At 36.7% G+C, this 20,233-nt stretch carries 21 protein-coding genes; 8 read left to right on the top strand and 13 right to left on the bottom strand.

Features of this window, described 5'->3' with window-relative positions; translation table 11 throughout:
* Positions 1-4: 4 nt before the first annotated feature.
* Together H8S90_RS17465 and H8S90_RS17460 are read right to left on the bottom strand one after the other, a co-directional pair.
* Positions 5-637, bottom strand: coding sequence for a DUF1684 domain-containing protein (locus tag H8S90_RS17465; RefSeq protein ID WP_187339137.1), 633 nt, complete (start codon positions 635-637; stop codon positions 5-7).
* A gap of 150 nt (positions 638-787) precedes the next feature.
* Entirely contained in the window at positions 788-1,621 is an 834-nt protein-coding gene (locus H8S90_RS17460) for an energy transducer TonB (RefSeq protein WP_187339136.1), read from the bottom strand.
* 274 nt (positions 1,622-1,895) lie between these two features.
* On the opposite strand from H8S90_RS17460, the gene H8S90_RS17455 reads away from it, so the two are divergent.
* The gene (locus H8S90_RS17455; protein ID WP_187339135.1) at positions 1,896-3,200 is read left to right on the top strand and encodes a GDSL-type esterase/lipase family protein; all 1,305 of its coding nucleotides are present in this window, start codon (positions 1,896-1,898) and stop codon (positions 3,198-3,200) included.
* Here H8S90_RS17455 and H8S90_RS17450 read toward each other — a convergent pair.
* From H8S90_RS17450 to H8S90_RS17440, 3 genes are read right to left on the bottom strand one after another with little or no spacing between them, the layout of a single operon-like run.
* Positions 3,181-4,839, bottom strand: a complete 1,659-nt coding sequence (locus H8S90_RS17450; protein ID WP_187339134.1) for an MBOAT family protein — start codon at positions 4,837-4,839, stop codon at positions 3,181-3,183. The two genes, H8S90_RS17455 and H8S90_RS17450, sit on opposite strands and share 20 nt — an antisense overlap.
* A gap of 2 nt (positions 4,840-4,841) precedes the next feature.
* Positions 4,842-6,302: a hypothetical protein gene (locus H8S90_RS17445; protein ID WP_187339133.1), complete on the bottom strand. Its 1,461-nt coding sequence runs from the start codon at positions 6,300-6,302 to the stop codon at positions 4,842-4,844.
* 15 nt (positions 6,303-6,317) lie between these two features.
* Entirely contained in the window at positions 6,318-6,809 is a 492-nt protein-coding gene (locus tag H8S90_RS17440) for a glucosaminidase domain-containing protein (RefSeq protein ID WP_187339132.1), read from the bottom strand.
* 351 nt (positions 6,810-7,160) lie between these two features.
* On the opposite strand from H8S90_RS17440, the gene H8S90_RS17435 reads away from it, so the two are divergent.
* The 3 genes from H8S90_RS17435 to H8S90_RS17425 all read left to right on the top strand — a co-directional run bounded on the left by H8S90_RS17435 (position 7,161) and on the right by H8S90_RS17425 (position 9,276).
* Positions 7,161-7,442 (top strand): SelT/SelW/SelH family protein, encoded by a 282-nt coding sequence (locus H8S90_RS17435; RefSeq protein WP_187339131.1) that lies wholly within the window; start codon positions 7,161-7,163, stop codon positions 7,440-7,442.
* 54 nt (positions 7,443-7,496) lie between these two features.
* Positions 7,497-8,324, top strand: a complete 828-nt coding sequence (locus tag H8S90_RS17430; RefSeq protein WP_187339130.1) for an SMP-30/gluconolactonase/LRE family protein — start codon at positions 7,497-7,499, stop codon at positions 8,322-8,324.
* 106 nt (positions 8,325-8,430) lie between these two features.
* Positions 8,431-9,276: a S1 RNA-binding domain-containing protein gene (locus tag H8S90_RS17425; RefSeq protein ID WP_187339129.1), complete on the top strand. Its 846-nt coding sequence runs from the start codon at positions 8,431-8,433 to the stop codon at positions 9,274-9,276.
* A 183-nt stretch (positions 9,277-9,459) separates the two neighbouring features.
* Here H8S90_RS17425 and H8S90_RS17420 read toward each other — a convergent pair whose 3' ends face one another.
* Positions 9,460-10,380 carry a helix-turn-helix transcriptional regulator gene (locus H8S90_RS17420; protein ID WP_187339128.1) on the bottom strand — a complete coding sequence of 307 codons (921 nt, stop codon included), beginning with the start codon at positions 10,378-10,380 and terminating at the stop codon, positions 9,460-9,462.
* 294 nt (positions 10,381-10,674) lie between these two features.
* Here H8S90_RS17420 and H8S90_RS17415 point away from each other — a divergent pair, with 294 nt between their 5' ends.
* Positions 10,675-10,950 carry a hypothetical protein gene (locus tag H8S90_RS17415; protein WP_187339127.1) on the top strand — a complete coding sequence of 92 codons (276 nt, stop codon included), beginning with the start codon at positions 10,675-10,677 and terminating at the stop codon, positions 10,948-10,950.
* A gap of 284 nt (positions 10,951-11,234) precedes the next feature.
* Here the strand turns inward: H8S90_RS17415 and H8S90_RS17410 are convergent, their stop codons facing one another.
* Entirely contained in the window at positions 11,235-11,975 is a 741-nt protein-coding gene (locus H8S90_RS17410) for an EcsC family protein (RefSeq protein ID WP_187339126.1), read from the bottom strand.
* A gap of 114 nt (positions 11,976-12,089) precedes the next feature.
* On the opposite strand from H8S90_RS17410, the gene H8S90_RS17405 reads away from it, so the two are divergent.
* Positions 12,090-12,353 (top strand): hypothetical protein, encoded by a 264-nt coding sequence (locus tag H8S90_RS17405; RefSeq protein WP_187339125.1) that lies wholly within the window; start codon positions 12,090-12,092, stop codon positions 12,351-12,353.
* A 94-nt stretch (positions 12,354-12,447) separates the two neighbouring features.
* On the opposite strand, the gene H8S90_RS17400 is transcribed toward H8S90_RS17405, so the two are convergent.
* From H8S90_RS17400 to H8S90_RS17375, 6 genes are all read right to left on the bottom strand, one after another.
* The gene (locus H8S90_RS17400; protein WP_187339124.1) at positions 12,448-13,011 is read right to left on the bottom strand and encodes a helix-turn-helix domain-containing protein; all 564 of its coding nucleotides are present in this window, start codon (positions 13,009-13,011) and stop codon (positions 12,448-12,450) included.
* Between the two features lie 108 nt (positions 13,012-13,119).
* Complete coding sequence (gene bioA, locus H8S90_RS17395; RefSeq protein ID WP_187339123.1) at positions 13,120-14,418, bottom strand: adenosylmethionine--8-amino-7-oxononanoate transaminase; 1,299 nt, start codon at positions 14,416-14,418, stop codon at positions 13,120-13,122.
* An 82-nt stretch (positions 14,419-14,500) separates the two neighbouring features.
* Positions 14,501-15,481 carry a biotin synthase BioB gene (gene bioB / locus H8S90_RS17390; protein WP_187339122.1) on the bottom strand — a complete coding sequence of 327 codons (981 nt, stop codon included), beginning with the start codon at positions 15,479-15,481 and terminating at the stop codon, positions 14,501-14,503.
* Positions 15,482-15,492: 11 nt separating this feature from the next.
* A complete protein-coding gene (gene bioD, locus H8S90_RS17385) occupies positions 15,493-16,104 on the bottom strand; it encodes a dethiobiotin synthase (protein ID WP_187339121.1) in 612 nt (203 codons plus the stop codon).
* Between the two features lie 56 nt (positions 16,105-16,160).
* Positions 16,161-17,252 (bottom strand): 8-amino-7-oxononanoate synthase, encoded by a 1,092-nt coding sequence (locus H8S90_RS17380; RefSeq protein WP_187339120.1) that lies wholly within the window; start codon positions 17,250-17,252, stop codon positions 16,161-16,163.
* A gap of 10 nt (positions 17,253-17,262) precedes the next feature.
* A complete protein-coding gene (locus H8S90_RS17375) occupies positions 17,263-17,916 on the bottom strand; it encodes a hypothetical protein (RefSeq protein WP_255501644.1) in 654 nt (217 codons plus the stop codon).
* 81 nt (positions 17,917-17,997) lie between these two features.
* Between H8S90_RS17375 and H8S90_RS17370 the strand changes: the two genes are divergently transcribed.
* Both H8S90_RS17370 and H8S90_RS17365 read left to right on the top strand, forming a co-directional pair.
* Entirely contained in the window at positions 17,998-19,491 is a 1,494-nt protein-coding gene (locus tag H8S90_RS17370; RefSeq protein WP_187339119.1) for a PLP-dependent aminotransferase family protein, read from the top strand.
* A gap of 111 nt (positions 19,492-19,602) precedes the next feature.
* A complete protein-coding gene (locus tag H8S90_RS17365) occupies positions 19,603-20,118 on the top strand; it encodes a hypothetical protein (protein ID WP_187339118.1) in 516 nt (171 codons plus the stop codon).
* Positions 20,119-20,233: the final 115 nt, after the last annotated feature.

Raw genomic sequence — 20,233 nt, 5'->3', positions numbered from 1 at the left:
CTTATTACTTAACTCTCCGCTCACCTTTATATTTCCCTTCAAATTTTTTTTCTCCTGCTTCTACTGAAATATTCAGCGCATTTTCCGGTGGTGGAATCGGACAATTATATCCAGCACTATAGGCACAATAAGGATTATATGATTTATTAAAATCTATGATAATTTCATTCCCCTTGATATCACTTCTTTTCAGATCTAGATAACGACCGCCACCATAGGTCGTAACATCATTCGTGGCGTCAGTGAACGGCAAAAACAAGTAATCAGCGTATATAGGGTCTGACAAACCCAGACTCTTAAAGAGTGTGAGTTCTATCTCCTCATCATGTAGCTTGAAATTTAAAGCAGCAAATCTCAAATACTTTTTGTCTACACCACTATATGTAGGAATTATAAAAGGCTCGGGATCATGAATAAACGTGACATAGGCCTTTATTTTATATGTGCTATCCGGTTCGTAAAACCGAAGGTCATCTAAGTCTGATTCCTCTAACGGACTATTCGCTTCCTCAACAAAAGCTTGTTTATAGCTCTCCCGGTAACATATAATCTCTTCAGCAAAACCTTGCGCGCGACTATCAACGGTTGCAAGCACTAAAAAGCAACCATTCAAAAGTAAAATTAATAATGTCCTCATGCTTTCAGTATCATTATGGCGAAGAAAACAACGCACGCCAAAATTAAACAATATCGAGGAATGCGCTGTATAACTAAATAAATATTTAACTTACGCTTTAAAAAAATTATTATATTTCCATATATAGGCGTTTTATCATCCATTTTTCTATTATTGTAATTGTAAATCTATTGGCAAACTATAGCTTACCCGAACAGCTCGTCCATTTTGTATACCTGGCTTCCATTTTGGTGACGATTGCAGTAGTCTAACCGCCTCTTCACCTGTCCCCCATCCTAGATCACGCAATATTTTTATATGAGTTAAGGATCCGTCTCTTTCTACAACGAAGCTCAATATAACACGACCTTTTAGAGCTCGCTCTTTTGCTTGGCTTGGGAAGCGATAGTTTTTAGCTACATAATTAGCAAAAGCCTTCATCCCTCCGGGAAACAAAGGGTCTACTTCAACCGATATAAACAAATCCGTTTCATCGGTACTTTCAGTTACTGCACCTAAATGGTCGGTTGCTCCTGCTTTCGTGTCGTCAACATATATATGAGCTGTCGGATCCCCAACAACACTCTGAGGAGCTGGTGACGCATTTTTTAACTTTTCTAGGTTTGGCATTTCATCAACTATTAATTGTTGAGAAACGACCTTAGGCTGTAAAAACCTGACTTTATCCTCTTTCACTCTGGCGCCAGCGTCAGCACTTATCGGTAATAATTGAATGTTTTCTTTTTTCGTTAGCAGTTGAACATCTTCCAGCACAACAGTATTCTCATCAGCAGGTACTGTAGGTAGATCTCTTTCAATTTGACGAGTTATTATCATCGGTAGTACTATACCAGATATAAATACTAGTGTTCCAAAAAATAACGCTCTTGTCAAGTCCTCATTAGCCTTTTTACGTATTATAAATGCCCCGTATGCTTTATTTCGGTTATTAAAAACAAGATCTAACCAAACGTTTGTGTAAATACTTAATTTTGCGTTTAACATAATAATGGGGTATTAGAGGTTAATATTCGTTTTTACTTATTAGATTATCAATCATCTATATTTCCACATAATTTCTAGGAAAATATGTATTAGCTCCTCAAAAACTTTGACCCGACTACCACACTACTCCTTTCAATATTTTGTATATCAACAAATTGTGATATTTTATATATATTTGTGACCGAATTATTAAAAATGGCAGCAAGCCTTAAATAGGACATACCAAATATTTCAATAGATCGTTATGGTATAAAGAAAATGTGAAGAAATATCAATGAATTACGTATTACTCTTATACCTTCTATCCATTTCTTCCGGTGCATTATATGTCGGAAAAACATTAACCAAAGCACCCAATACCAAATATAGTAGCGAAAAAAAAAAATTCAGAATAGCTTCACTTCGTTATAATAGCACCTATGCTTTTATTGATCCGTTAATTGACACTATCAATAATGTGGAAGGACTGGCATCATTTTATCAAAAATTGTTTGAGCTAAGAAATGGCGATATCCAAAGAGTATCTGTCGTACAGATAGGCGATTCGCATATACAGCCTGATCTCATTTCTAGAGAGGTGCGTACAGGTTTACAGGATTTTTTTGGCAATGCGGGCAGAGGGCTTGTTTTTCCCTATCAAGTTGCTCGCACCAACGGGCCACTAGATATAAAAAGCGTCGCTAGCACGCGCTGGCAAAATACTAAAATTAGCCAAGCACGATCGCCCTTTAGTGCCGGTCTAACAGGTTTCTCACTCAGTGGCCTCTATGGAAGGAACGAATTGCACTTAACACTTAAACCAGATGTTAGTGCCCAACAACAATCCTTTGATCACGTTAAACTATTTGTAAGTAAAGGTCCTTGGCAGCTATCGACAATAAACGGCAAATCCGCGATTGGTCAGACTACCACAGTGGCCGACGGCGATTTTGAGACAAGGGAATTTAACTTGGGCTCCTCCGTCAATGAAGTCACCATTAGTGCTGAAAAAACAAAAGCTTATTTTTTTGGAGCTTCTTTGGAGAAAAAAAATGTGCCTGGTGTTCTACTACATACGATCGGTGTAAACGGGGCTCGTTATGAGCAATATAATAAGGAACCACTGTTCTGGAAACAGTTACCGAAACTGCAAGCTGATTTATACATACTATCAATGGGCACCAATGAAGCTTTTTATAATGATATGACAGAGGAGGTGTATATTAATCATGTTGCCGAAACGATAGCCAAGATAAAAACGATCAATCCAAATGCAGCCGTACTGTTAACTACAACAGCCGAATCGTTTAAAAAAGGAACCAGAAATCCTATGATAGAACGTCTTAATTTAGCACTTCGATACTATAGTGGCCGCCTTGGAATTCCTTTATGGGATTTATATGAAATTACCGGAGGAGTGGGGTCATCCAACGAATGGTTAAAAAATAACCTTCTTCAAACGGATAAAATCCATTACCAACAGAAGGCCTACAGTATACAAGGAGCATTACTGTTTGACGCACTGGCAAACGGTTACAACCGATATCTAGATAATCAGCATATCGTTGACGCTCATCTAGCTAAAACTGCAGATAGATAGGCATTACCGGCTTGGCTGATTTAAACACACCGTATAAAAGTAGAAAGCAAAAAAACACAACTAAATAAGCAATAAGTGGCAATCTTCCCAACCTTTCTATTACATTATCGGCCAAATCATCCGGAATAAAATGAATAATAAGCGCAAATGCCATCATAGCTACTACACTGATGTAGTTATCAATAAAAGCTTTCCATACGTTAAAGTCAATATCGTGACTAATCTTTTCTATCATCACAATGGCGTCATCGTAATCAGGTGCTTTAAAGAATATCCAACAAAAACACAAGAAATGGAATGTACAAATAGTAGCTAACACGGTGTACACCGTTCTACTTTTTATACCATCCATCCACCCATTAGTAATCAGCATCCAAATTTTATGCAGGGCCAAGGCAAGTCCATGCAAGGCTCCCCAGATTAAAAAGTTGAAACTTGCACCATGCCAAAATCCGCCTAATAACATAGTAGTAAGCAGGTTCATATTAGCAGAGATACCCTTTATCTGTTGGTTAATAACAGCAGGAATAATCAAAACAAGTAATATAATGCCGCATAAAATGCCTGCATACTCATCATTAAAATTCAACAGATGCTTACTGCCATAGAAAACGCCAATAAAAAAACATATACAAAACAGAAATGACGCCATTGTGCTACTTCTGTTTCCTCCTAATGGTATGTATAAGTAATCGCGTAGCCACGAAGAGAGTGATATATGCCATCTCCGCCAAAATTCTGTGATATCTTTACTTTGGTAAGGGGATAAAAAATTTGGAGGAATAGTAAAACCTAACCATTTGGCGATGCCTATAGCAATATCACTATAACCGCTGAAATCACAGTAAATTACAATCGCATAACCATATACCGCAAACAGGTTTTCAAGACCAGTATATCTTGCCGGGTCGTCAAAAACATAATCAACAAAATTTAAGGTTATATAATCAGAGATGATCAATTTCTTTATCAAGCCCGAAATGATCAAATAAAAACCTTTGGCAAAACCGGTATCTGTAAGAAAATAAGGTTTGTTTATTTGTGGAACAAAATCGTGCGCACGCACTATTGGGCCCATCATCAGTTTAGGAAAGAAAGATAAAAATAATAAATATTCGCTAAATTTTTTCGCAGGCTTGAAATCTCTCCTATATACGTCAATGTTATAGCTTAGATTCTCAAATGTGTAGAAAGAAATACCTATGGGTAAAAGGATGTTCAGCAAATTTAAGTCCGTATAAAATAGCTGATTGGTAACTGAAATAAAAAAATTTGTATACTTAAAATAAAAGAGAACACCTAAATTAAATATCACACAACAAAGGAGCAGGATTTTTCCTCTACCCCCGCTTCTTTTCTTGTAAATGGCGTGCGACAACCAATAATTAACAACTGCCGATATAATAACTAAGCTTACAAAATAGCCACTTGCTTTATAGAAAAAGTACAACGAAAAGCTACAAAAGATGTACCTTCTTACGCTATATTGATTCCTAAAAAGGTAATATAGAATAATGAAAAAGGCAAAAAAGAAAACAAAAAAACCATTATTAAAAAGTAATGGATTTTTGGAATCATAAAAAAATTCACTGGTAAGTGCAGTGTAATCTAATTCGATAGATGGTAAATTCCAATCCATTATCAATGCTCTTCTGAATATCTATTGACATCAAATCTGTCAACGTCCTTTTTTATAGCGTCAAACAAATTCTTACCTAATATATTAGCTCCCAACGCATTGGGATGTACATAATCTTTATTAGCTAAACTTGGCGTCTGATTTGCCCAATTTACCATAGAATTTTTACCCCCCATAGCAGCATATAAACTAAAGAATGAACACTTCGTTTGTGAAGCCAAAGACGCCTGTACGCTGACAAGTTCCTCGATGCCAATAGCCGACTGATAACCCTCAGGATATCTAAAGGCCCTATCACCGGTACCAATAATTAAAATATCTGCTTCTGGAAAACAAGTCTTCATTTTATTAATAACAGGAATGGCAGCTCTCTTATACCAGTTAAAATTGGTTTCCTCAGGATCGTATATAACATTTACACCGTACTGGAAAATAATAAGATCATAGGAGTTAGACTGCTGAATAGCTTGAAGAAAACCGGTATCAATTCTACCAAACTCCAAACCAGAAATGCCTCTAAAAGAGAAGTTGTCAACTATGATACCTTGTTCTGACTCAAAACTTAAACCATAAACCGGAAGTTGTCGATCACTAAACGCGATATGCATAGTTTTCGACTTATCGCTCAATAAATTTTGTTTATTGAACGGGGCTTTTCCTGACAGTTTAATTGCTTTGCCATTTACTGTTATTTGTGAAGTATCTGTAGAAGGACCGTAAAAAAGATACTTATCCAGAATTATTGTAGTATCTCGTGTGGTATTATCTTTTACCTTAATCCAATCAGCTCCTGACGAGAAAAACACATGCCCAGATAAAAAAAGGTGTTTATTTTTCGAATTTTTAAAGTTTAAATCTTTCCAACCATCGGAATAGGTTGCTTGTGCGGTTTGCCTAAATTGTGCCACCTGGGATGTAATGGGAACAAAGCCAACCCCAATACCACCATACGTTTTTTGCAACCAATTTCTCAATGTTTTCGACAGTAGATCACCTTCGATCATACTATCACCAAGATAGGCTATCCGAACGCGCACATTTTCGCCTTTCTTCAGTCGATAAATTTTCTCGGCAAATTGAGTTAAGGCAGACTGTACCGTGTCGTCAGAAAAGCCAATTATTTCTTTTCTCGTTATCTTATTTGCAAGGGATATAGGCCGAGAGCGCTTTGCTGTAGATTGTTCAGTAACCTCTTGGATTTGTTTCTGTAAACTATCTTTTACTTCGGTAACCGTAGATGAAGATGGTTTATAATCAATTTCTTTAGAAAGTAATTCATCAGATAACGTATCACGTACAGTAATATCATCTATTGCATTTGGATGAACAACAATATCTGCAATTAAGTTAATTCTATCAAATAGCTTCCACGTTTTATGATAGGCTAAGTTTATATAGGAAAAAAACAAGTATAAAATTAGGCTAAAAAAAATAAACAAGAATACACGTTTATTCGCATTCATATATAGTCTAACATATCATAAATTGCATTTTGATATCGTTCTCAAGATACGGGCCTTCCAAGTTTCTGGATGGGTAGAATAACCGGATTTACTAATAGCCTCCACCCATTTTGTCGCGTCGTCTGTTCCCTTCAATTTCGTGTAAAAATATTTATTCGATATCACTTTACAGAAATGAACAAAAGATCCAGTTGGACTTTTATATTGCCTATACCTACTTTTAATTCCGTGTGTTTCTTTAAGTTTGTTGGTTCCAACAATACCAAAATGATTATGTAACAATTTAGAGTTTCTACTTTGTCCGTTCCCTGATTCTAAAATGGCTACTCCTAAAATCACTGAAGAAGGAATTCCGTAGGCCTTAGAAAGAGAATCTGCAAGAGATTTATGTTTCTCAATATATGCAGATTGGGCATAACTTTCACTTGCAAATCCTATAAATAAAAATGCCAGAAGTAAAACTTTCATTCCGACTGAACGTATTGTTCGAATGTTTTTTCCTATCATATTACTACTTTAAGAATACACAATCGTTCTTTACAATTACAATGCAACTATTAGTTTAGTTCAGCATTTACCCGAGTTAAGAACATATCTTTCTGGAGTTATTATTTTTCCAGAATTGCTGCGAAAATAAGTTTTTAATTTTTCTTATGGAAACATAATAGCACAACAAGCTGATTAACAATAAATTAAAATAGAACATCCACTATTATCTTTACAATTCAGGTATCATTAATTTATAAATAATAAACTCAAATTGGTGCTTTTTATTATCTTATCCGGTATATTTATTTTTCAATCGATCTTCTTTTCTGATATTGTTAATTTTACAAAAATTACTAGACACATCATCATATGAAACCTACACTTACCATAGAGTATTGTCCGAAATGCGGGTGGCTTTTACGTGCAGCATATATGGCCCAAGAAATTTTGAATACGTTCGAAGCAGATCTTAACGGCGTTTTACTGAAGCCCAGTTCAATAAGTGGACGCTACACGATAAGTATTGATAGTCGCGAAATATTTGATCGCAAAAGACAGGGGGCCTTCCCAGAAATAAAAATGCTTAAACAGCTCATTCGCGATGAAGTTAACCCTTCAAAAAAATTGGGACATTCAGATATTAAACCATAACAAACATTCATCTCGATAATTTTGTTACTATTAATTCACTAATCACCATCTATTATGTTCAAGGTATTTATCATTGCTTTCTTTTTTCTTGTTGCTAGCTACCTAAGCAATGCACAAACAAAGCTTACCAAAGTATGGGAAACAGACACCCTATTACCTGTGCCTGAATCTGTACTTCTCAAGGAAGACGAACAAGCGCTTTATGTAAGCTTAATTGGCAAAGGGGATGCAAGCGCTGCTGACAATAACGGCAGTATTGCCAAACTGGATATGGACGGAAATATTCAAGCTCAAGACTGGATAAGCGGCTTAAACTCTCCTAAAGGCATGGCTCTCCATAATACGTATTTATATGTAGCTGATTTGCAGGAACTGGTTGTCATAGATATTGAAAGCGAGACAATTGTCAATAAAATTGCCATGCCTGAAGTAGGAATGTTCAACGATGTTACAGCCTCTTCAAACGGAACAATATATGTTTCTGACTCAAAAGGGGGTAAAATTTATGTATTGAAGGATGATAAGTTAACTGTTTTCTTGGACGGTTTAACTAATCCCAATGGCGTGCTTGCTGAGGGGATTTCCTTTTATTTTGTAGATAGCGGTGCTTTATATGAAGTTACAACGGATAAAAAAATTAATAAATTAGCCGATGGAATGGAAAAGTCTACCGACGGATTGCAGAAAGATGAAGAAAATTTTCTAATTAGCTGTTGGGCAGGCTTGATTTATTATGTAACACCCGACGGGAAGGTTGAGGAACTAAAGGATAGCAGGATCGAGAAAATGAATACTGCGGATTTTGCTTTTTCTTCTAGAACCCGTACCCTATTTGTTCCAACATTTTTTAAAAATAAAGTAATCGCCTATAAACTAGAATAAACGTTTCAAGCTGATAATATAGCTACTTATAATCCTTTAGGTCTGTTAAAGATTGCTAACTTTGCGGGACGGATAGAAATTGTTTCCTGCCAAAAATTTTATACATATGATAGTAATCGGAAATTTCAACAAGCTTAAAGTGGTTAACACAACGGGATCTGGGTATATTCTCTCAGATGGTTATACAGATATCGACCTTCCTTTTGCAAACACAAATGCCACCGAACTTGAAAAAGAGCAGGAGCTTGAAGTCTTTGTTTACAAAAATAAAGGGGGGGAAAGTACTGCTACGCTGAAAAAGCCTTATGGTATTGTAGGCGAGTTTGCTTTCCTTAAAGTTATTGCAGAAACTCCCAACGGCGCATTCTTAGACCTAGGAATAGAGAAAGATCTTTTTGTACCAAAAAAGGAACAACGGTGGCCAATGGTTAAAGGTCGTAGGTATATTGTCCATGTTTACGTAGACCATGTGACAGATCGCATGATTGGTTCGGCCAAAGTATTTAAATTTGTCGAAAAAGATACCATTGATATACAAGAGGGAGACGAAGTAAACATCTTAATTAGTGAGGAGACTGACTTGGGTTTCAATGCTATCATTAATAATAAATACATAGGACTATTATACTACAACGAGATTTTCGAGGATTTACAGCCTGGTAATAAACGCACCGCCTGGGTAAAAAAGATCCTACCCGAAAACAAAATAGACCTTAGCCTACAACCTCAAGGATATAAGCATGTTCTGGAGACAAAAAGTGTCATCTTGGAAGCCATCAGAAAAAATGGCGGGCAAATCCCATTGGGCGACAAAAGCACGCCGGAAGACATATATAAACACTTTAAAATAAGTAAAAAAGTTTTTAAAAAAACTATTGGCGCATTATATAAAGAAAGAAAGGTAGTCGTAGAGGATCACAAAATAAAAATAGTCCATGGAGGGAATGAATAGATGCCTTTATTTTTAGCCTAGCTATTTCGATGTAGCTCCTTGTCAAACAACGCCATGTTTCTTTACCAGGCAAGTTTTGCCGCAGACGCACCTTTATTAAGCGTATAATTAAATAATCTTTTGATCCTTGGGTATTTTTATTAAAAGGATGTTTAGTTCATATAGGTAATACAAACAAAAAAATTAAAGTTTACTTGGCAGAAAACCAAAATGCTTTTTAAAAGCCTTACTGAAATTATACGGATCACTATAACCCAGCGTGTAAGCTACTTCACTTATGGTTTTTGAAGTATCTAAGAGCACCTGTCGCGCGTAATCCATCCTAAATTGTGTTAGACAATCGAATACCGTAGTACCAAAAAGTTGTCTAAAGCCCTTTTTCAATTTGAACTCGTTCAGACCTATCTCCCGGGATATCTTTCTAATCGTTAAGGGTTCAAAAATATGGTGCTGTATAAATTGTCTAGCTGCATTTAGCTTTTCCCGATCACTCGATTTTAGTAGCAAAAAACCTTCTTTTGGTAAATTATTGGCTTGTTCTGCTTGTAAAAAGAACAGTTCAGTAATTTTTGATTCAAAATACAGTTTACGCATCTGTCCTTGATAAATACAGTTGAGCATTTCATTGATTACTGAACGTTGTTGCCAGATAATTGGCATCGGATGGGAAGTCATTCCGGTTTCTACACCTTTCTGTACGTTATCCCAAAATTGTTGCAAGCACGCTAAATCGGTAACGATTAGTTTTTGAAAGTAAGATTCCTTCATACAAACACCAAAAATCTCCAGCATATTCCCTTTAAGTGAATAATCACCTTCAAAAAAAGGTGTATATCCTACCATGTGTTGGTTGTCTGTCAGTGAATATTCTATCCCCGAGTATAAATGTTTAGAGCTAGATAATCCTTGAAAAGAGAAGAACATGTTTAAATAAGGTTCTTCCTGATAATCCCTCAAGATTATCTCTTGATGTCTATGAGTTTTCATAGTAAAAACTTCGGTACCATCTTCTTCATAGAGTGTTTCCGCCGGAAGTTTTTCTTTCAGTTTATCGCCTTCATTCAGATTTAAACAAATCTGCTGAAGTACATCTATTTCATTCATTTTAAGAAAGTTATTGTTAGTAACATGCTATAACAAGCGCGAATAGTTAAGACACTGAATCTCAAATTTAAGATTAATTTCCCAAATACTTTCTGTTTTCGATAAAATCCTCTTTGTAGGGATAAAAATCCGTTTTGGAAGGGATGAATCTAACATTTTATCCGACTTTTGGAAACGTTAATGATATCAGCTTGCGAAATCCTGTATCACCAATAAACGTATAGAGTACTGTAACAAAATGTCCTGAAAGTTTATCTAATACATTAAGGTCGAAAATCAATAAAAGCAGTTGAGATGAAAGTTTTTAATCAAGAAGAGCACCTGTCAGTAATTAATGCACCATCAACATTACATCCGGATGTGATGATTTCCGTTTTTAAGACAAATGTTTGCAGCCTTGTCGATGCGCAATCTATTCTGCGGTTTCTTTATAAGAAGTATCCCGACGGAATGTTTAATTTTGATTTAGAGGATCATGATCGTGTTTTTAGGATTGCATATCACCAAGATATCATCTCAGACGTTGTGACGATTTTAAAGGAAAGAAATTTTATGTGCGAGATTCTTTAACATTATCGGAGCTGGTGGTATATTTAGTAATAATAAGATAACAATAAGTTAATAATAGGTAGTTATAATTGCTTTATGATAGTATATTGGATTGCCGTACCTATTTATATACTCGGCGTTATAGTGGCTTGTGGCATGGGGGTAAAAAGGGGTATTCTTTTTTTGTGTTTTCTTTTTTTAATGACCTTTTTATTATACCTTATGTTTTTCCACTCTAACGAATCTGCTTTAGGTATCATAATCATAGGTTTTTTTACTTATATCATAAATAGGAGGAAATAAATTCACGATGTTCCTATTTCCTTTATAGCATGAAAGTAGCGTTGTCTGTAGCAATTAATGGCTGTTGACCCCAACTGTTCTACCAATTTATTGTTCGCTACCGCACCAACAACAGAACCTATTACCGGTAAAAGTTGCGCCATTTTTGCTAAATCTATATAGTCTCTATATTCCTGCTGAAAAATCAGCCAATCAAAATTGTCTACATTGTTTGGCAATGTATCTGCATATGCCGACCAATGTACAATACGGTCTAAAAGCTCATTTCTTCTTTGTTGACTACTAAACGTAATCTGAAACAGATATAAAATAAACAGTCTTTCTTTATAATCTTTAACTTGAAAGCCATACAATACTGCTATGTTAAAGAGCATCTTAATCTTGATAGTCAAGAACGCAGGAAAGTCCGCAAAGCCCATTAAGATCCCCCCTGCTCCAGTAATTGCTCCTTCAATGGTTGCAGCTTTTTTATAATGCCTTATCGACCTTTTAACGTAAGCCTCACGTAACTGTAAAGAGCCTTCCTTTTTGGGATGTCCACTAATATATTTAGAACCGAAAAGAACAGCCTTCATCATTTTTTCAATACTTAATGTGATAACCTGATGTACCTTATCGGGAAGAAGATTGTTTATTTTTACCTGTAGTTTCTTTGTGAACTGCTCACTACGCGATGGCTTTTTACGCATCTTTTCCTGCCATAAGACCATCTCCTCCATTACCTTTTTTTCATATGTTGTCATTCAGAAATTCATCAGTATACAAATGAATATAACCTATTCTATGGATAATATAAATATACGTAAAAAACATTTGACCCTCTAATTGGTTATTCTATTAATAACAAACACTATATTATGGAACAATCACTTAGTATAGATTTACTTAGAAGACTGAAGCTGAATGGATATACTGCGTTGATTCCTAAGGCTAAGAGAAACGATTTACAGGTTTTTGCCATAAGCAATTACCCAGTAAATGAATTACAGGATAAAGATCCAAATGCTCCTTTTCATGAGGATGATATTTTAGCGATTGATGAGTTATTATTACACGAGGAAAACCTAACCCTTGAAGGCATAGTTGTTTTACCAGATGAAGACCTGTCCTCAGCATTGTAACTTAGGTCTGCAGGAAAGAATATGTAGCGCTCCAGCTTCAAAAAATTCGACGCTCACTGTAAATTGAGCACATGTCGTGCCTAATATTCCGTATTTACAAACCATCAAGCGGACTTCTTCTATAGGCTTTGATAGACTTAAAATGTGAAGGTGTTAAGCCAGTGACCTTTTTAAATTGGGTAGACAGATGCTGCACGCTGCTATAACCCAGTTTATAAGCTATTTCGCTTAACGTAAATTCATTGTATATCAAAAGTTCTTTAGCACGCTCTATCCGTTGAAGAATAACAAATTGCTCAATTGTAATACCCTCGGTTTGAGAAAACAAAGCACTTAAGTAACTATAATCGATACGTAAAGCTTCTTGAAGGAATGCCGAAAAATTGATTTTCATTACAATATCCTCTGAACCATGTATCTGGCCTATAAGCAAATTTTTTACTTTTTCTACTAACTGCTGCTTACGATCATCCAATAATTCAAAGCCAACCTCTTCTAACTTATCTCGTAAAACATTCAACTCGTCGTCAGATAAGTCTTTATCAATATCCACCTCACCTAGTTTAATGGACAACGGGTTTATTTCCAATTGCTTTAAGACTTGGTTTACCACCATAACGCAGCGATTACACACCATGTTTTTAACGAATAGTTTCATTTTTAATGATTATTGTACCTCCTATTGTAGGTTTTCGTAAACTTACAAAAGTCGAAAAAAATTAATTTCGAATTTTATACAATTTACAGATTATCTTACAAAATACCGCTATTCTAAATCATCTAAGGCGTGCTTAATAGTTTGATATATAAACGCTAAATCTTCGTCACTAATACAATATGGTGGTAATATATAAATCACATTTCCTAAAGGACGTAATAAAAGACCTTGATTCAGGAAATAATGATACAGTTGATTTCTATAAGTATTAAAATAAGAAGTTTCCTCTCCTGTCTCCCATTCCAATGCAAAAATTGTTCCATTGTAACGCACCGCTTTAACCTTAGGATGGTTACTGATATTCGCAGCAAATGAACTATGTTTTCGACTTATATATTGTATTCTACGTTGAGTATGTTCAGATAATAATAGATCCAAACTAGCTAAAGCAGCTGTACACGCTAGTGGATTGGCAGTAAACGAGTGTCCATGAAATAAGGTTTTATGATTATCATTTGAAAGAAATGCCTGATAGATATTATCGGTACAAGTAGTTAAGCCTAAAGGTAGCGCTCCCCCTGTTAATCCTTTAGAGAAACACATAATATCTGCCTGTTCTTTTAAATGGTTAGCTGCAAAGAGCTTTCCTGTTCTCCCAAAACCGGTAAATACCTCGTCTTGCACTAGCAGCACATCCAGTGCCCTACAATGGTGCATCAACATATTCAAAGGCGAAGTTTCGTACATAAGCATCCCAGCAGCCCCCTGTACTAAGGGCTCGTATATAAAACAGGCAAGAGTGTGTTGCTCTTGTGAAATAAACTCCATAATAGCATGAATATTTTGGCTATTTGGCCTGTCGATGAAACATACATCAAACATAAAATTTTCAAAAGGTACAGTCCATTTACTCCTACCGCTTACCGACATGGCGCCGAATGTATCGCCGTGATAGGCATCTTTTAAAGCCAACACCTTTCGTTTAGGTATTCCTCTATTGAACCAATACTGTACGCACATTTTAAGAGCCACTTCAACCGCAGTTGAACCATTATCCGAAAAAAAAGCCTTGGTTTGTAAAGAAGGAAGCAAATGCAACAAACGCTCGGCAAGGGCTATCGCAGGTGGATGTGTAAAACCTGCAAAGATTACATGTTCCAACTGTCTAAATTGTGCGTATAATTTTTCGGCAATATATGGATGAGCGTGTCCATGTATATTTACCCACCAGGAGGATATTGCGTCGATATATCGTTTGCCATCTGCGGCGTATAGGTAAGCTCCCTCTCCCCTTACAATGGGAATTGCTGGGTCCGCTTGGTGCATCTGCGTATAGGGGTGCCAAATATGGGCCGAGTCTCTGCGGCTTAAATTTTTTATCAGTATATCGTTATTTTGAGTAATCATTTAGTTATTATATATAGAAAGAAGCCTTCATATACCTGCCTCTTAATAGACAAACGTCAATTTTTTAATAGCCGATCAACAGCTATTTAATCAACGGAGATAAGCCTAAGAGTTTAAACATATCTCTATCTTCATCTAGTTTGGGATTTGGTGTCACCAGTAGCTCTTCACTTTCGCTTGTAAAAATTGAGTTTGCTCCAGCCATAAAACACCACGATTGTTCCAGCGTACCCATTTCCGATCTTCCGGCACTTAGCCTAACCATTGCTTTAGGCATAATAATACGCGCAGTTGCAATCATACGTACCATCTCCCATATATCAATTTTAGGTAGATCAGCCAAAGGTGTCCCCACCACCCTTGCCAATGCATTAATAGGGACTGATTCTGGATGTTCAGGTAAATTAGATAAGATGTACAACATACCTATCCGATCCTCGTGAGTTTCACCAAGTCCTATAATACCTCCGCAACATACTGATATACCGGCTTCCCTAACGCTCTTCAATGTATTTAAACGGTCATGATAGGTACGTGTACTAATGATTTCCTCATAATAATTTTCAGAGGAGTCTAAATTATGATTATATGCATACAATCCGGCCTCCTGCAAGCGCTTTGCTTGTTGCTCAGATAGCATTCCTAAAGTGCAGCATACCTCCATACCCAAGGCATTAACGCCTTTAACCATATCCAACACACGATCAAAATCCCTATTATCACGCACTTCCCTCCATGCTGCGGCCATACAGAAACGGGTAGATCCGGCCTCTTTAGCCCGAGCAGCACACGCTAATACCTCGTCTTTATCCATAAGCGCTTTCACCTTAATATTCGTGTGATAACGTGCAGCCTGGCCACAATAGGCACAATCCTCTGTACAACCACCTGTTTTGATAGAAAGTAATGTACATACTTGTATAAGGGAAGCTGAATGCCATTGCCTATGTACACTTGCTGCTTGATATACCAGCTCTAAAAGAGGTTGGTTGTAAATAGCTTTGATCTCAGCTAAAGACCAGTCATTTCGGATTTCTTTTTTGTTCAATTCAACGGTATTCATGATTATTGAGATTAAAATTTTAAGCAGGAAGTTGCTTGCTTAATGGTGTTTTTCGTAAGCGTTTCCATTTCCGGTAAACGCCAGATATCAGTTTCTCTTCCTATGTAAGTGGAAATGATCTTTTCTGAATCAGGGTCCATTGTTCCATTGAAAACAATGGCCTTTACCTCGATCTCTTTCATACGTAAGTATGCATAAGAAAGTAAACTGTGATTGATACAGCCCAAATAGTTTCGTACAACCAATATTACTTCGGCACTAAATTTTTCAATGAGGTGGACCATTAGCAACGTGTCAGATAGCGGAACCATAATTCCTCCCGCCCCTTCTACAACCAATGGGCGATCGCTTTCTGGCAAACTAAAATCATCCAACGTAATTTGTATTCCTTCTAGCGCCGCAGACTTGTGAGGTGATGCGGACAATGCTAACCTGAACCGTTCAAGATGGACAGTTGATTGAGCATTAGTTAATAACCGGCGAATAAGATCGCTATCGCTATCATCCAAATCTCCCGATTGAATTGGTTTCCAATAATCGGCCATTAGCCGTTCTGTAAGTACAGCTGCAACGACACTTTTTCCGACATTAGTACCTATACCTGTTATAAACAATGGTTTCATCGTGACCTGATTATTATTTATTTCCGAAACAATGAACTATTTTCGGATTACTCCTATTAAAGATCTTTTAATACTTTACAAAGTGCCCTGATTTCCGTGGCTTTGTTAAAAGTGTGCAAACAGATACGCAAGCGTTCCTGCCCCTTTTTAACTGTTGGGCTCCTAATCGCGCGAACATCAAAACCAGCATACTGCAACGCTAAACTAGCAGCTTTTACTGCGTCATTCTCTGGAACAATATAGGTTTGAATAGGACTTAACCGCTGCATAGGTTTAGGAAGTCTGTTGCTCATTTCTAGCATAAAAAATCGACATTTATCCTGTAGTTCATCCTGTTTTTGCTGTTCATTTCTTAGAAAGTGATACCCAACTTTTACAGTGATCAATTGAAAAAGGGCCGGAGCTGTGCTATAAATGAACGGGCGACAGAAGTTAATCAGGTATTGTTTCAACACATGAGAGCCTACTATAGCGGCTCCCTGACTTCCAAGTGCCTTTCCAAAAGTAACCACCCGGGCAAAAACGTCATGCTGTAGCCCTAGTGTCTGCACCAAACCACCACCAAAAACTCCTAACGCATGCGCTTCATCTACTATTAAAAAAGCATCGTATTGCTTGCATAGAACAATTAAATCTCTTATGGGAGCGAAATCTCCGTCCATGGAGTACAAACTTTCAACCACTACATATCGAGGAGCATCTACTTTTATAAGTTTAGATGCCAGGTCATCCAAGTCATTATGTTTAAAATGGTAAGAACGGGCGAGACTAAGTCTGCAACCATCTACTACTGACGCATGTACATACTCATCTCGTAAGATATAGCAATTTCGTTGACCTAAAGCGGTCATCAAACCTACATTTGCCATATAACCAGAGCATAGGAACAAAGCACTTTCTGCCATGTGGAAAGATGCAATTTCATGCTCAAGCGCTTCAATAAAGTGACTATTACCTGATAAAAGGCGAGAACCTGTTGCTCCCATTGATAAATTGCTCTCTTTCAAAAGCGCATTTACATATACACCGAAAGCTTCTGAAGATGCCCATCCAAAATAATCGTTAGAACAAAAGTCTACTAAACCTTTGGTAGTTGACAATTCCCTCAACTCCCCTGCTTTTTCCCTTTTTGATAAAGCTGATATCATAAATGATTCCTTAGGACACATATACCTCATGTTCCAAAGATTTCAACCACTCCTTAAACAGACTACTTTCAATCGCCAGTATATATTGCGCGTGATCTTCCCATCTCGAAGAAAAAGACCGTAATTGCGTAACCATTTCTTCTAAATGTCCTTGTTCTTCCAAAATAATAGACTTCACATTTACTTTGCTAGATAAGCGTGTGAGCATGGTCTGGTAACATGGGTATAATTTATCAGCACGCACTTCAATAGCATAGGTAACGAACAAATACGCGCCGAACCGCAACGCTTTACCGGAAATTTTCATATTATTTTTCAAGTATCTAGAGGTGGATACGTCCAGTTTATGTAGATACTGTCTACTCGCTACTGGAGCTAGCAGTTCCTGTTCTGTATAGGTGTTATTATATAGGCCCTGCTGTAATTTCAGCATTTGTTTTTTTAAGTAAAATGCATGTCGGTGCTCCTCTGCGGCATGCTTCAGCACCATTAAAGTTGTTGTTGATGTATCCTCTGATGCCGATATCTTCCGAGCACCAGTATTCTCCATAAGAGATAAAGTATTTAGAAATTTCGCATGTAAATAATTATTGGGAATTATTTTCTCAAATAAGTTTTTAATAGCCAAAGTATCGTTAAAAGTGCTACAGTATGATGTTTCCATATTATTGAGATTAGTATAATATCTTTTCCGGTTCAAAAATAGTATCTTGCCGGACGATATAGATAGTCCAGATAGCATATAATGAGTAGTCCGGTTAAAATTCCATTCAAAAGTCTTATTGTAATAGACAAAGGAAATAGTACACCTGTATATTTACAGATTGCAAGACAATTGATTAACGCTATACAACGGCGTGTATTAGTTACTGATATACAGCTTCCTGGTACACGAGCGCTGAGTATAGAATTAGGTGTACATAGAAAAACAGTTATTGCAGCATATGAAGAGTTATATACCCAGGGATGGACAATTATAAAACCAAATAAAGGAACTTTTATTTGTAGTAAGTCCGACTTTGAAAAACCCGACCCCCTATTATACAACAGCACTTATCTATCAAGTTACCCCACTCATACAGGATTTAGTTTTAAGCAAAATATATTATTAGATAACCCTCCCTCTTTATCAAACTGTCAGTTAGCATTTAGTGATGGACTTCCGGATACAAGAATTGCGCCTTTGAAAAAACTGGGAAAAATGTACGGAGGTATTTTAAGGCGTAAAACAAGTATAAAGCACCTAGGTTATTCGCATATTGAAGGGAATGAGTTCTATCGGGAGACCTTGGCATTTTACCTAAATAATACAAGAGGTTTACCCATAAATAAAGGGAATGTACTTACCACAAGGGGTGTACATATGGCAATATATCTTGCCGCCTGTGTATTAATTTCTCCAGGCGACCTAATTATTGTTGGAAACTTAAGTTATTATATTGCCAATATGATATTTCAGCAAGCCGGTGCGACCATACACGCTGTTCCTGTTGATAATCAGGGTATATCTGTAGAAGCCATTAAAGCTTTATGCCAGTCGAAAAAGGTACGAATGGTTTATATTACCCCTCACCACCATTATCCTACAACTGTCACACTAAGTGCCGAAAGACGCATGGAATTGCTCGACCTTTCGTCCAAGTATGGTTTTGTTATTCTGGAAGACGATTATGATTATGACTTTCATTATACTAGCAATCCCGTATTACCACTTGCAAGCGCCGATAGTGAGGGAATGGTGGTTTATATTGGTTCTTTTTGCAAATCGCTTGCTCCTGGTTTACGTTCTGGATATTTGGTCGCTCCCGAAAATTTAATTAAGGAAATAGGCAGTTTTAGACGTATTATTGACCGGCAAAGTGATATGCTAATGGAACAGGCTCTTGGAGAGCTTTTAGTTGAGGGCGAAATTCACCGTCATCTAAAAAAAGCATTAAAAATATATGAAGAGCGTTGTGCTCATTTATCGGGTTTGTTAACGCGTGAATTGGGTAAATACGTCCGTTTTAAATCACCACCTGGAGGTTTAGCAATATGGTCTGAATGGAGCAAAGAGTTAAATTTAATGCGTATTAGTAAAAACTGCCTGAACAATAGGTTACATTTGCCTCACACCCTACTCTATCAAAACGATGGCGTAACCGCTATGCGCTTAGGGTTCGGAAACCTTGATACTGATGAGCTCACGAGAGCCGTTGAAATTCTAAAAAAATCGGTGGAAGATGCAGCTATGGGTTGAGCCATTTATAGATTTATTTTCTTTTTTTGGACGAAAAAAATAGCTCGAACAAAAAAAGTAGAAAAAGTGTATAAATATGGTTAAGTTTATCCACACTTATCTGCAAAGGGAATGAAAACGACACACCACTTTAACTTCGCAATAGCAGTATGTTTTACTACCTTATTTGCTGCCTGCCAACAACAAGCACAAAGACCGAGTCATGCAAATTGGGCAGACAGTAGCTTTATTGATAAAGATTCCACGACTAATCCGTCAGAGGATGGATATATTGATCAGCAATATTGTTTTCTGAACCTGAGTGGTAACAGAAAAACCCAAGACTCTTCCTACGTAAGTTTAACAATTAACGGAGAAAAGGTCAGTGGTAATCATCATTGGTCGCCATTCGAAAAAGATGGAAGAGCCGGTACTATTAACGGCTTAAAAAGGGGTGATACGCTGGATGTAGTATGGAGTTTCATGCAGGAAGGAATGCAAGATACTTTACGTACTGTATTTTTACTAAAGGGCGATATATTAAAACAGAAACCTTACAGTGTAGATCAACAGGTAGGCAGACAGGTAACGGACAACCAATCAGATTTCAGTATTATTTACAAAAAGGTTAGTTGTGAAGATTTATAATCGTTAACTCTTCTTCATGAACACGAATTTATAGCTATTCTCTTTTAATTCTAAAATACCTACTTTTGCTTTCTGGTTATATGCCTATGTGAACATGTTTGACAAACTTATTTGT

Source organism: Olivibacter sp. SDN3 (assembly GCF_014334135.1).
Lineage (GTDB): Bacteria > Bacteroidota > Bacteroidia > Sphingobacteriales > Sphingobacteriaceae > Olivibacter.
The sequence above is the reverse complement of the archived record's forward strand: the minus strand, read 5'-3'. Positions and strand labels throughout refer to the sequence as shown.

Coding starts and splice junctions, on each gene's coding strand:
- H8S90_RS17380 (WP_187339120.1), bottom strand. CDS start 17,252: ATGATATCAGCTTTATCAAAAAGGGAAAAAGCAGGGGAGTTGAGGGAA.
- H8S90_RS17415 (WP_187339127.1), top strand. CDS start 10,675: ATGAAAGTTTTTAATCAAGAAGAGCACCTGTCAGTAATTAATGCACCA.
- H8S90_RS17375 (WP_255501644.1), bottom strand. CDS start 17,916: ATGGAAACATCATACTGTAGCACTTTTAACGATACTTTGGCTATTAAA.
- H8S90_RS17435 (WP_187339131.1), top strand. CDS start 7,161: ATGAAACCTACACTTACCATAGAGTATTGTCCGAAATGCGGGTGGCTT.
- H8S90_RS17450 (WP_187339134.1), bottom strand. CDS start 4,839: ATGGATTGGAATTTACCATCTATCGAATTAGATTACACTGCACTTACC.
- bioA (WP_187339123.1), bottom strand. CDS start 14,418: ATGATTACTCAAAATAACGATATACTGATAAAAAATTTAAGCCGCAGA.
- H8S90_RS17460 (WP_187339136.1), bottom strand. CDS start 1,621: ATGTTAAACGCAAAATTAAGTATTTACACAAACGTTTGGTTAGATCTT.
- H8S90_RS17370 (WP_187339119.1), top strand. CDS start 17,998: ATGAGTAGTCCGGTTAAAATTCCATTCAAAAGTCTTATTGTAATAGAC.
- bioD (WP_187339121.1), bottom strand. CDS start 16,104: ATGAAACCATTGTTTATAACAGGTATAGGTACTAATGTCGGAAAAAGT.
- H8S90_RS17440 (WP_187339132.1), bottom strand. CDS start 6,809: ATGATAGGAAAAAACATTCGAACAATACGTTCAGTCGGAATGAAAGTT.
- H8S90_RS17410 (WP_187339126.1), bottom strand. CDS start 11,975: ATGACAACATATGAAAAAAAGGTAATGGAGGAGATGGTCTTATGGCAG.
- H8S90_RS17365 (WP_187339118.1), top strand. CDS start 19,603: ATGAAAACGACACACCACTTTAACTTCGCAATAGCAGTATGTTTTACT.
- H8S90_RS17445 (WP_187339133.1), bottom strand. CDS start 6,302: ATGAATGCGAATAAACGTGTATTCTTGTTTATTTTTTTTAGCCTAATT.
- H8S90_RS17400 (WP_187339124.1), bottom strand. CDS start 13,011: ATGAAACTATTCGTTAAAAACATGGTGTGTAATCGCTGCGTTATGGTG.
- H8S90_RS17465 (WP_187339137.1), bottom strand. CDS start 637: ATGAGGACATTATTAATTTTACTTTTGAATGGTTGCTTTTTAGTGCTT.
- H8S90_RS17420 (WP_187339128.1), bottom strand. CDS start 10,380: ATGAATGAAATAGATGTACTTCAGCAGATTTGTTTAAATCTGAATGAA.
- H8S90_RS17405 (WP_187339125.1), top strand. CDS start 12,090: ATGGAACAATCACTTAGTATAGATTTACTTAGAAGACTGAAGCTGAAT.
- H8S90_RS17430 (WP_187339130.1), top strand. CDS start 7,497: ATGTTCAAGGTATTTATCATTGCTTTCTTTTTTCTTGTTGCTAGCTAC.
- H8S90_RS17455 (WP_187339135.1), top strand. CDS start 1,896: ATGAATTACGTATTACTCTTATACCTTCTATCCATTTCTTCCGGTGCA.
- bioB (WP_187339122.1), bottom strand. CDS start 15,481: ATGAATACCGTTGAATTGAACAAAAAAGAAATCCGAAATGACTGGTCT.
- H8S90_RS17425 (WP_187339129.1), top strand. CDS start 8,431: ATGATAGTAATCGGAAATTTCAACAAGCTTAAAGTGGTTAACACAACG.